Raw genomic sequence first — 12,077 nt, 5'->3', positions numbered from 1 at the left:
GCAAAACTCCGGGGATTGGTCTTTTATCTTATCAACGTAACAGTCCCTTTCCGGCTGAATTTATGCCCTGTATAATCAGTTCCCTGTATCATGTATACATACGTCCCAACAGGCGAATCCTGGCCCTTAAAAGTGCCATCCCATGCACCTGTTAATTCACTCGTCCTGAACACCTCTTTCCCCCATCTATCCCACACACATAAAAAATCCAGCTGAGGTACGCCCGGCGATATTGCCCTGAACAAATCATTCTGCCCATCATGATTCGGTGAAAAAGCACTTGGTACATAAAATTCCGGTCCCGTATATGCCTTCACAGCCAAACTATCCACCTGTACACATCCCTCTGGTGAAGTCACCGTCAATACATATTTCACATCCTGAAACAACACTGCCACAGGATCTGCAATCATCACATCATTCAACCCTGTAGCCGGCGACCAGCTATAACTTAAATTATCTCCTGTCGCCACTGCATTCAGCTGCAAGGGTTGCCCTTTCGCAATCAGCGTATCGCGCCCGGCATCCAATGCAATATCAACTATCTTCACTGGTAGCCAGAATGAATCAGACAAACACCCATCCCTGCTCACAGCATATACCCCCGCTGTATATACCCCTCCTGTTTTATACACATAACTGATATCCTGCAGGGTGGAGGTATCTCCGTTTCCAAATGTCCAATGCCAGCCTGCTAATGCAATGGCAGGTGTAAGATTCGTACCCGAAAAATCAATGGCATCCCCTATACACGCATCATTCCCACTTGCACTAATCACAGGTGTATTATACACAGAAAGCATTTGTATTGTATCATCACTACATCCCTCTTTTGTCAACACGGACAAATGCACCGGATAGGTACCTGGCGTAGTAAAATCAGCTACAATATTCTTCCCGCTATCCGTATGTCCATTCAACTCCCAGTTCCATGCTGTCAATGTTCCCACTTCCAGCGTCGTTGCATCTTTGATATTTAGTGGTCGTCCCAAACACAATGGATCGGCAGACATCTCTGCAATCGGATAAGTCCCGATCGTCACCTGCTGGTGCATGGTATCCGAAATGCATCCACTATTATCCTCAATCACCATTGTCACATCATATACACCCGGTTTTGCATAATGATGCTCTCCCGGTTGCGATACAGTTGCCGTAGTGCCATCTCCAAAATCCCACAACCATCTTGTAATCGTACCAAAGGACCTGGATGAATCACTGAACAAGATCGGATCGCCTATACAAAACCGCTGATCATCCTTAAATGCTAACTCCGGTCTGAGCGCTGCACAAAACTGTTGCACATTATATGCTCCTCCCGTAGACCCTGCAAATCCCCAATACACCAGGGGGCTATTATTGAAAATTTCCTGCACAATATCTTTCTGCAATGATAGTCGCAATGCTCCATCCATACTCACTGTCATCTGCATGGTTACCGCATCCCACTTTATCCTGAATATATGCCAGTTACAATCTTCTATATTATCGTTCCCTTCCAGGGCCGTCACCGGTCCAGCCAGGTTATTGACAGCATTATGATCCGTCACTCCATTCATCTGTATCGCCACATGATCGTAGTAAGGATCATGGTCAATTTCATTCTGCCAGGTATCAATAATAATCCCTAAAGAAGGACTGATACCCAGAAACCCGATACCCGACCCGGTAGCACCCAGGTTCGTTCCTTTTGTTTGCAGGATAAAGCCAATGCCATCGGCACCATCGCTGTCTTTACAACCCAGGTTCACATCAAAATAATAGTCAAAGGAATTGCGGAGGTCAACCTGGTTCTTATTCCACACGGTCCCGCTCGAGGTATTTACATCCTGAGTCAGCACATAACAGTTACAGGTACGTTGTGTAGCGCTGCCATTTAGAATATAAGGCGTCTGAACCTGTGCATTAGCAAAAAGCGGCAGGCAAAACAGTACCATAATGAACCCCGTGGACGTTGACATAAAAAGTTGGAATTCTTAAATATAGTAAAAACTTTCCCCCCTTTTATGGAATTTGATATTTCCCCTGCATCATGAAAGAAAAAACGGAACATTATGAAGAAGATATTATTAACACTGCTGGTTGTAGGAATGGCGATCACTGGATTTGCGCAGGATACGAATGATAAAAAAACGAAGAGTATCACTGTGGACGGTACTGCCGAAATGGAGATCACCCCGGATATCATTTACCTGAACATCACGCTGCAGGAATATCAGAAAGATAAGAATAACAAAGTAGACATTTCCACACTGGAACAGCAATTGACCAAAGCCGTTGAAAAAGCAGGCATCCCAGCCGAAAATCTGACCATTGCCAACATTTCGGGCGACCAGTGGTGGAGAAAGAAAAAAAAGGATGCAGATTTCTATGCGTCAAAAGAATTCAGACTGAAAGTAACCAGTCTCACAAAAGTGAACACCATTTTTGATGCAATAGATGATGCAGGTATTACCAATGTATATATCAGTGAAGCGACATCCAGCAAAATGGATGAATATCGTCTGCAGGTAAAAATAAAAGCATTGCAGGCTGCTAAAAATAAAGCAAATGTAATGCTGGAAGGGATCGGGGAAAAAATAGGCGGAGTTATGCAGGTAAATGAAAATAATGTCAATGTGGTTTTCCCTGTGTATGCCAATGCGACTATGAACAGGGCGTTTAAATCAGAAGATTATGCTGTTGCTGATACGAATATTGACTACCGCACTATTAAAGTGACAGCTGATGTAAAAGCGGTTTTCGCTATTCAGTAAGCAATATAGCCAACCCCACTATGGGGTTGGCTCCTTTTAATTTTATTATTCTCCATCCCACCACACACGATCTGTTAGTTTCACTGAAGGCACATTTGCGCCATTCGTAGAGATCTCACTATTCGGATATAAAAACCTGCGAGGCAAACTAGTGATATTGTCATTCGCAATCAGCGATATCACAGGGTACCCCGTCCTTCTCCAATCTACCCAGTTTTCAGTAGAAAAATTATTCGCAATATTCTTCTCTTCAATAATTAATTGCATCGCATTTGTTGCTGACAATGTTCCTCTTTTTGAAAGATAAGTTTGTGCAGCAGTGCTACTTGTATCCACTCCTACCTTTACCATATTATCCACGATCGCTTTCCTGTAAATAGGCTGTGCTGCTGCGTATCCTGACACAATGTAAGTTGCTTCTGCTTTTATAAAATCAGCTTCTGCTGCATTCAACACATACCCATTAGAGGCAATGTCGCCATAGAAACTACCAGGTACAGAATAGTCGTTTAAATTTCCTGCTCCGGATCCAATTTCGTTGCCTGTATAAAGTCCTGTATTTGATGCCTTACTTACAAGAAGAGGAAGACGAGGGTCTGCATGTGATACAAGTGAATCAACATAATGTGAAGCTAATACAAGCGTAGTCGTGTTAAAGAAATGAAGATACCATGGGCTGGATGAGGTTTCAGTTCCTGTGTAAGGGAAATAGCAGTCATCATCATTGCTGCTCATACCATTGTTCAGCGCTTCCAGGGCGAGAGACGCCTGTGTAGCAGCCGTATGACCGGAAGCTTTAGTGAGATGCATATAATACCTGGCTTTAAGAGTATAAGCCATTTTAATCCACTTACTCATATCTCCGCTATAAAAATAATCATCAGCTCCGGGAGTGGATCCTTCACCAGTAGCGAGTTCTGTAATGGCGCTATCCAGCATTGATTGGATGGCTGAATAAATACTTTCCTGTGAATCAAAGGTAGGGGTGCTGATATCTGTACCATTGAAAGATTTCGAGTAGGGAATATTTCCCCAAAGGTCTGTGGCATTACCAAGTGTATATGCAGTTAGTACTTTTGCTATTCCTGCATACATCTTATTCCCGTTAGTTAATGCCTGCACATTTAAAATATGCAGATTGTTCAGCTCTATAACATAAAAGGAATTCCAGTAGTCATCAAATGTCGTAGTGGTAACCAGGTAATTGGCAGTATTAGGCAAAGGCTGATTTGGAACGCAATTTTGCATCCATTGATTGACCAATACTGATGCGTTGCCATTTGCAATATACTCCGACGCGCCGGCTTCCAGCGGACCCAGTAACAAGGATTCAGAGACCGATCCCGGAAGATTTGGATTATCATTTACATCCAGATATTTTTTACATCCAGCCAGCAGTGATCCCGTGAAAATGGTCAATATGATGAATGTTTTTTTCATGTTCAATATTTTAAAAAGTAAGTTTGATGGTGCAGTCATAAGAGCGGGAAGTTGGCGCGGTGAAGGAATAAAGACCTACACTGCTATTACCGTTGCCCCATGAATTCGCTTCGGGATCAGCACCAGTAAATGAAGAAGATTTGTGGATCCATAAGTTACGGCCGGTCAGTACGATGCTGGCATTTTTAAAAGGTAAACTTCTTAAAGCTTTTTGACCTATGTTATATGACAAGCTTACATTACGGAGTTTAATATAAGATGCATCCTGTATCACCGCTTCTGTGATACCACTTACCTGCTGATAATATTTTTGAGCAGTTACGGAAACAGTATTTGCCTGGCCGGTTGCATCACTTATACCTTGTACGACCCTGTCCGCCCGGTCTTCAGTAATTTTGGATACACCATAATACAAGTTATATCCATCGTCTGAGTTTTGAAGTTGTCCTCCCTGTCTTGTATCAAAATAGAAACTGAGACCAAATTGTTTATAATGAAACTGGTTGGTGATACTTCCCAGCCAGTCTGGCGTAGTATTTCCGAGAATATTACTGTTATCATCCGAATAGGGAAGACCGGATGCATTAATGCGTAACTGACCATCTGAAGTTCTCGCATATTTGGTCCCTTTCAATACTCCCCAGGGTTGTCCAACTATTGCCCATGTACTGCCGATGCTTGTCTGATCAAGTCCTGCCCCAATTTCCTGAACCTTTGAATTCATTTTAGTGTAGGTCATTGTTACATCCCAGCTAAAATCTTTTGTTCTCACAGGGGTGACATTTAGCAATACTTCCAGGCCTTTTGTTTCCATCCTTGCAGAGTTGATCGTTGTCGACGCGTACCCGGTAGAGTTAGGAAGTGCAATACCACCTACCAGTCCGTCAGACATTTTACGGTCAAACCACGATGTTTCAAAACCCAGTCTGTTATTGAGGAATTTCATTTCTAATCCAAATTCCAGTTCTTTCTGCAATTCATTTTTTAGGTTGGCATTACCAAGTTTGCTACTAATCAGAAAACCATTTTGTCCATTGTAAGGAAATGTCAGGTTACTGCTTACATCTCCATAAATAGTTGCCTGGTAGTAAGGAGTCGTTGTCGTATAAGCACTGACATTATCATTACCTACGATGGCATAGGAAGCCCTGACTTTACCAAAATTGATCGTCTTTTTAACTTTTTCAGGTATCACTTCTGAAAAAATAAATGCAGCGGCGGCAGAGCCGTAAGGATAGTACCTGTTGCTGGCAGAAAGAACAGAACTACCATCATACCTGCCATTCAGGTTAAGAATTACGGTTCTGTTATAATCCAGTTCTCCCTGTGCATAAAAGCCTATTTTTCTAACCATCGCCTGCGATTCAGTGTAAGTTACCGAAGAAGCACTGGCCATATTGTAATAGCCAGCTTTTGCCAGCCCTTTACCAATAGCCTGCATATAATCTGAGTAGTTGGAATAGACGTTGTTTCCCAACAGCAGGCTCGTATTTACCTTAGATGTGAATTGCTTTTTTAGTTGTACAATGAAGTCATGGTTAAATTGACGAAAGGTGCTATGTTTGGACTGTATCAGGCCAGTAGTGTAAGTGATATCATTCATATTTACATGGTACTGCAACTGATCTCCATACATATCTGCCCCCATACGCTCTGTAACGGAAAGCCAGTCAGTAGGTGCATATACAAATGTCAGAACAGGCAGGTACCTGTTAACGATGGTCGTATTAAGTACATTGTCAAGTACCCAGTAAGGGTTGTTTCGGCTATAGCGATAGAGTCGCTGGGTTCCATCATCATTCAGGTAAGGTTTTAAGTTGTAGGAAACCGGGGCAGCATATACTGTCCAAAGCGGGTTCTCAAGGCCATAACCTTCTGGCATACGATGGTTTTTAACTGAGCTATAAGTAATCTGGAACGTTCCTGTCAGTTTCTCATAAATTTTAGTGGTATACTTGGCAAACAGGCTATGCCTGGTATAATCGGTAGCTGGAATAGTCCCCTGCTGATTAAAGTAAGAATAAGATAAATAATAACTCGAACTGGCATTTCCTCCTTCTACCGAAACAGTATTGTTGGTACTCACACCTGTGCGGAAAAATTCCTTAAATTGATTGTGAAAAGGTACTTTAGCTCCATTGACCTTCAGCGTGTCCATACGTGGACCCCATGACGTACTGGTTTTGGTAGAAGCAGTTTCCCCGTCGTAATAGATGCCATTAGTACCTTGCGCATAAGTCATCTGGCGATCTGGGAAGTAAGCATTTTCAAATGAAAGACCGGAGGTAAGCATAACTGTTGGTTTACGGTTGTCTCCGCCCCTTTTAGTGGTAATGAGGACCACGCCCCTTGCTCCGGCAGAGCCATATAATGCTGTAGCTGCAGCTCCCTTCAACACATTTATACTCTCAATAATACCCGGATCAATATCGGAAAGCCTGTTAGAACCCGGACCACCATCGTTGGGATTATCTGTTTCATCATTGTTAATAGGAACACCATCCATTACAATTAATGCCTGGTTTTCACCCGTTAGGGAGGTAATGCCACGGATTACAATACGGGCAGAACTACCGGGCATTCCGGATGAGTTGGTTATCTGTACACCGGATACTTTGCCGGTGAGCGTGTTCACAATGTTAGGCTCCCTGGCACGCAGAATTTCATCGCTCTTCACTTCCTGTGAACTGAACGTAAGATTACGTTTTTCCTTCTTTACACCCAGTGCGGTCACCACAACTTCATTGAGGTCGCTGGCGCTTTCAGCCAGGGTAATTGTGAGAGAATGGCCGGTGCCTGTACCCACTTCTTTGGTGAGGAAGCCTACGGCTCTTACTATGAGGGTGGCATTGGGTGCGACTTCCAGTGAGAAGACCCCGTTTTTGTCAGTGACAACTCCTTTGTTGGTCCCTTTAATGTTAACTGATACAAAGCTTAGCGGATGTGAGTTTTCATCGGTCACTGTTCCCTGTATCACCCTGCTTTGCGCAAAGGTAAGGGCACTAAATAGCAAGCCCGCCAGCAAGGCTGACAGGTAATATGAGAATTTCTTCATACAACGGAGATTAGAAATTGGTTTTTTAGATGAAATAAAACTCCCTATAGGCCATCTGCGCAAATGGCCTTTATTGTTCTATTGTTCCTGATTTAAAAATTCATGATTTACTCCAAATGTAATCTGTGGGGCTTCGAGTCCTTTTATGGTAATTAACTATCTATGCTCAGATATTAACCAGAAATAAAAAGTCCCGCTTTAACAAGCGGGACACGATGGAAAAAGATTTCAAAAAAAACGATGATCAATAAATGTTGACTTTAAATATTCCGTCCGTTAATGGCTCTTCTTTCTCGCCATTGTCTAAAATGCCGGCAAATGTGCCTTCGGCATACTTACTATTTATGCTTGTAATTTTAATTGTCGCTGTAGTACTGAGATAAGATGCAACCTCTGCTGACAAAGACGGTGACCATAATATGGTGGCGCTGTTTGCCTCTGTATATGTTCCCACTGCAAGTGTATCAGGAAATATAACTGTCACTGCAATGTGCTTGCTAAGGTTACTGGTCATACCTTCAATGGTCAGGACTTTCTTGCCAACGCCAGTCGTATCGGTCAAATAACCACTCGCGGTGTTAGCGGAAAAAGCAGTGCTTTCGAACGCGAATGTTAAGGATCCCGATGTCGGCACTGCTTTATCCTTTTGACATGCGCAAAAGGATAGCACCAGGCACAGAAGTCCCAGGAGGGAGCTAGGTTTCATAGGATAGTTCAAATTCAATAGGTATAGAGATAAATAGGAGTGCAAAATACAGAGAAAAGAGATGAATTAAATAAAAGATTTATAAGTTTTTTAACAGGTATGTTCACAATAAGATCGAAGTGATTGTAAATGAGTGAGAAATAAAATTGTCCACACCTCCCACATAGTGGTAGAAAATTAACCTTTGGTAATAATTTTTGAGTTTAACTAGATAATTTTATGAACATGACAGAATTGTAATTACATAAAAAAAGACTGGCCGGGACCAGTCTTTTTCGCTTATATAAAATTTTAACTTAGGCGTCGATCTTTGCATACTTCGCGTGAGACTCGATGAATTCTCTACGTGGAGGTACTTCATCACCCATCAGCATACTGAATACGCGATCCGCTTCGGCAGCACTTTCGATAGTTACCTGCTTCAGGGTACGGTGTTCAGGATTCATGGTCGTTTCCCACAGCTGTTCAGCATTCATCTCACCCAAACCTTTATAACGCTGGATGGTCACGCTGTCTTCCTTACCATGTGCCAGTTGCTGGATCGCTGCTTTACGGTCTTCTTCCGTCCATGCATAGATCTGCTCTTTGCTCTTCTTCACCAGGTACAGAGGTGGCTGTGCGATGTACACATAGCCCTGCTCTACCATCGCCTTCATATAACGGAAGATGAATGTGAGGATCAGCGTTGCAATGTGACTACCATCCACATCGGCATCCGTCATGATGATCAGCTTGTGATAGCGGAGTTTAGACAGGTTCAGTGCTTTATCATCTTCTTCAGTACCGATGGTTACTCCAAGGGCGGTGAAGATATTCTTGATTTCCTCGTTTTCGTAGATTTTGTGCTCCATGGCTTTCTCCACGTTCAGGATCTTACCACGCAGTGGCAGGATAGCCTGGAAGCTACGGTTACGACCCTGTTTTGCCGTACCACCCGCGGAATCACCCTCGACCAGGTACAGTTCACATATTTTAGGATCATTCTCAGAGCAGTCAGCCAGTTTACCAGGCAAACCACTACCGCTCAACACACTCTTACGCTGTACCATCTGCCTTGCCTTACGCGCAGCTTCACGGGCCTGGGCGGCGAGTACCACCTTGTTGATGATGGTTTTTGCTTCACGTGGATGTTCTTCCAGGTAAGCATCCAGTACAGCAGCTACAGAACTGTCTACCACACCCATTACGTCGGAGTTACCCAACTTGGTTTTGGTCTGACCTTCGAACTGTGGCTCAGGTACTTTTACACTTACGATAGCGCTCAAACCTTCGCGGAAGTCATCACCGGTTACCTCCACTTTGGTCTTTTCGAACATTTTGTTCTTATCGCCATAGCTTTTGAAAACACGGGTAATGGCGCGGCGGAAACCGGCTACGTGTGTACCACCTTCAATGGTGTTGATATTATTTACGTAAGAGAAGATGTTCTCAGAGAAGGAATCATTGTAGATCACCGCTACTTCTACCGCTACGTTGCTGGCAGCATCGACTGTTTCTACAAAGATAGGATCAGGCAACAGTGGGTTACGACGACCATTGCGATCCAGCATGGATACAAATTCTACAATACCGCCTTCGCTGTAGAAGACTTCACTTACAGAGTTGCCCTGGTCGTCTTTTTCACGATCGTCAGTAAGAACGATACGGATCTTCCTGTTCAGGTAAGCCAGTTCGCGCAGACGGCCAGCGAGGATCTCCCTGTTGTAGGTTGTATCCTTGAAGATTTCACCATCTGGTTTGAAGTGTACAGTTGTACCTGTTTCATCGGAGTCGCCGATTTCACGAACTGCATATTGAGGTATACCGCGGGAGTACTCCTGTTCAAACAGTTTACCATCGCGTCTTACGGTTACATGCAACAGGGAACTCAGTGCGTTTACGCAACTCACCCCCACACCGTGCAGACCACCGGATACTTTATATGTGTTTTTGTCAAATTTACCACCTGCGTGCAGTACGGTCATTACCACTTCCAGCGCTGAACGGCCTTCTTTGGTATTCATCCCTGTCGGGATACCGCGACCATCATCCACTACCCTGATCGAGTTGTCCTCACAGATAGTGACATCTATATTCTTACAATAACCTGCCAGTGCCTCATCGATCGAGTTATCCACCACTTCATATACAAGGTGGTGAAGACCTTTTACGCCAATGTCACCAATGTACATCGCAGGGCGTTTACGCACCGCTTCCAGACCTTCCAGTACCTGAATGCTATCCGCATCATAGCCGCCCTGGGCTGGAGTAGTTACTTGCGCTATTTCTTCGCTCATATTTGGGTGAAAATGTAGTTTAGAGTTGAATTCTCGTGAATTGTGCAAAAATACGAAAAATGAGGCTTATTTCAATGTTTAATGTGCGAATAAAATGATGTATCGATGGGTTATTTTTTCCACCTCGATTTATTCACATTTCAATTATAATTATATAGGTGAGTGTTCACCGAGCACTATTTCCTTGATTCCCGTAAAAAGCGTTTTCCATACTAAGTTAAAGTACGATTTATTGGGGTCCCTGGTATAGTTAGGGTGTGCAATTCTTGTTTGCCCCTTACCCGGGTTTTCATCCTTGATAACCATGAGGTTGGCAATGAAGCTGATCAGGCCCTTCTTTTTGAATTCATGGCTGCCTTCATCTTTTTTCAGAATATTCACCTTCAGGTCTGAATAAAGGAACTTCACTTCTCCTTTCGCTCCCTGTTCATCGCCGTTCATGCTAAAGCTCAGGTCGTTGATCTTACAGGATTTTACTTCTACCATGCCCAGTGGTTTCAATACCGGGTTTAGCTCTCTCCCATCCATATCTTTTATCTGCCCGGTTACGGAAAATCCGCCACCCTTATTTTTCAGGCTAAACCCAAAGTGGGCTTTCAGTTTACCACTTTTCATGAGCACGGCATCGAGGTCGATGGTGAGCATGGACTTGCGGGCAATGACTGAGTCAATGTTGGTCACATTCCGGAATATACCGTGCACCTGATTGAAGCTAAGTTTGCCGGCTTCCTGCGATTTCGGGTTTATTTCCGAGTAGAGAATGTCTGTCTTCTTGCCAATGATGGTATCTATATTAATAGGTAACGCCACTTTTAGCAGTATCTGATTGGGAAACTTACCCAGTTTATTGCCGGGGGATGGGGGGAGATTCCGGTTATGATAAATATCCAGGTTACCGCTGTTAATGACCACTTTTCCAGCCTGAACGATTTGATCTTCAAGCAATAAGCGGGGTTCCAGGTTAGTAATATCAATATCATTCAGATGTACATCGAACCTGTCGCGCTGATAGACGGATTTGATGTCAAATTGCTCCCTGTTATACCGTGGTTCTACCTGGAACTGCTTGATTTTGATGCTTCTGTCTTCTGCACTGTAGTGTACATCTCTCACATGCATCCAGTAAAGGCTGTCCGGGGTGCGATAATGGTAATTTTTCAGGTCTAAAATATAGTTACGGGCATACAGGTAGCGGGTAGGGTCCTGCATGGCAACGGAGTCGATAAGGAAATCCTTGACCTGTATACTCAGTTCGCTCACCTGGGTATAAATCAGGCTACTATCTTTTTTGACATAAGTATACTTCAGGTTGGTATTGTCGAGGAGCAGGTTCCCCAGGTGTATCGAGGATATCTTGTCCGAAATGTTCTGGTAGGCATTCCGGGGCTTGGTCGTATCGATATTCCGGGTATTGAGTTCCAGTATGATACTGGGATTATGTAGTGCTAAAGAGCTGGCACTCAGTTGCTTTTTGTGGAAGTAGCGCCATACTTTGAAATATTTCAGGTTGATCTCTTCAGCGCTGAAAGTATACAGGAACCTGGGGGCTTTGTGCTGTTGCTGTAAGCGGGCATAGACAGCGGAGTCCCTGACCAGGCTTACTTTTTCAAGGCTCAGGCTTCCAGTAATGAGGTTCAGGTGCAATTTATCATACTGAAGGTTGTACAGGCTGTCAGACATGTCGAGGACATAGCTCTTAAGCTGTATGCGGATCTGATTATCCCAGCGGTGGGCCAGGTACCATGCAATAGCCATGACTAAGAGAATAAAGCTGGCCAGGATGATCAGGGCTTTTTTCAGGAATCGACGTATAAAGGATTTTCTTTCCATTAGGGATGAGTGAA

The 12,077-nt window shown here is 43.7% G+C and carries 7 protein-coding genes; 1 reads left to right on the top strand and 6 read right to left on the bottom strand.

Translation table 11 applies throughout. The features are described 5' to 3' along the window. Positions 1-23: 23 nt before the first annotated feature. Positions 24-1,961, bottom strand: a complete 1,938-nt coding sequence (locus SIO70_RS03510) for a lectin-like domain-containing protein (RefSeq protein WP_320579476.1) — start codon at positions 1,959-1,961, stop codon at positions 24-26. 93 nt (positions 1,962-2,054) lie between these two features. On the opposite strand from SIO70_RS03510, the gene SIO70_RS03505 reads away from it, so the two are divergent. Then, on the top strand, positions 2,055-2,756 hold the full coding sequence (locus SIO70_RS03505; protein WP_320579474.1) for an SIMPL domain-containing protein: 702 nt from the start codon (positions 2,055-2,057) through the stop codon (positions 2,754-2,756). Positions 2,757-2,801: 45 nt separating this feature from the next. On the opposite strand, the gene SIO70_RS03500 is transcribed toward SIO70_RS03505, so the two are convergent. The 5 genes from SIO70_RS03500 to SIO70_RS03480 all read right to left on the bottom strand — a co-directional run bounded on the left by SIO70_RS03500 (position 2,802) and on the right by SIO70_RS03480 (position 12,063). After that, positions 2,802-4,196, bottom strand: a complete 1,395-nt coding sequence (locus SIO70_RS03500) for a SusD/RagB family nutrient-binding outer membrane lipoprotein (RefSeq protein ID WP_320579472.1) — start codon at positions 4,194-4,196, stop codon at positions 2,802-2,804. 10 nt (positions 4,197-4,206) lie between these two features. After that, on the bottom strand, positions 4,207-7,251 hold the full coding sequence (locus tag SIO70_RS03495) for a SusC/RagA family TonB-linked outer membrane protein (RefSeq protein WP_320579470.1): 3,045 nt from the start codon (positions 7,249-7,251) through the stop codon (positions 4,207-4,209). Between the two features lie 244 nt (positions 7,252-7,495). Continuing rightward, complete coding sequence (locus SIO70_RS03490; protein ID WP_320579468.1) at positions 7,496-7,885, bottom strand: hypothetical protein; 390 nt, start codon at positions 7,883-7,885, stop codon at positions 7,496-7,498. A 368-nt stretch (positions 7,886-8,253) separates the two neighbouring features. Continuing rightward, positions 8,254-10,233 carry a DNA topoisomerase (ATP-hydrolyzing) subunit B gene (gene gyrB, locus SIO70_RS03485; RefSeq protein WP_320579466.1) on the bottom strand — a complete coding sequence of 660 codons (1,980 nt, stop codon included), beginning with the start codon at positions 10,231-10,233 and terminating at the stop codon, positions 8,254-8,256. 150 nt (positions 10,234-10,383) lie between these two features. Then, positions 10,384-12,063 (bottom strand): hypothetical protein, encoded by a 1,680-nt coding sequence (locus SIO70_RS03480; RefSeq protein WP_320579464.1) that lies wholly within the window; start codon positions 12,061-12,063, stop codon positions 10,384-10,386. Positions 12,064-12,077 lie beyond the last annotated feature (14 nt).

This window comes from Chitinophaga sancti (genome assembly GCF_034087045.1).
Lineage (GTDB): Bacteria > Bacteroidota > Bacteroidia > Chitinophagales > Chitinophagaceae > Chitinophaga > Chitinophaga sancti_B.
Note: the sequence above shows the minus strand (reverse complement) of the source record. Positions and strands in the feature narration are given on the sequence as shown.

Bases quoted from the DNA above. Each gene is read 5' to 3' on its own strand.
- SIO70_RS03500 (WP_320579472.1), bottom strand. From the start codon at position 4,196: ATGAAAAAAACATTCATCATATTGACCATTTTCACGGGATCACTGCTG.
- SIO70_RS03480 (WP_320579464.1), bottom strand. From the start codon at position 12,063: ATGGAAAGAAAATCCTTTATACGTCGATTCCTGAAAAAAGCCCTGATC.
- SIO70_RS03495 (WP_320579470.1), bottom strand. From the start codon at position 7,251: ATGAAGAAATTCTCATATTACCTGTCAGCCTTGCTGGCGGGCTTGCTA.
- gyrB (WP_320579466.1), bottom strand. From the start codon at position 10,233: ATGAGCGAAGAAATAGCGCAAGTAACTACTCCAGCCCAGGGCGGCTAT.
- SIO70_RS03510 (WP_320579476.1), bottom strand. From the start codon at position 1,961: ATGTCAACGTCCACGGGGTTCATTATGGTACTGTTTTGCCTGCCGCTT.
- SIO70_RS03505 (WP_320579474.1), top strand. From the start codon at position 2,055: ATGAAGAAGATATTATTAACACTGCTGGTTGTAGGAATGGCGATCACT.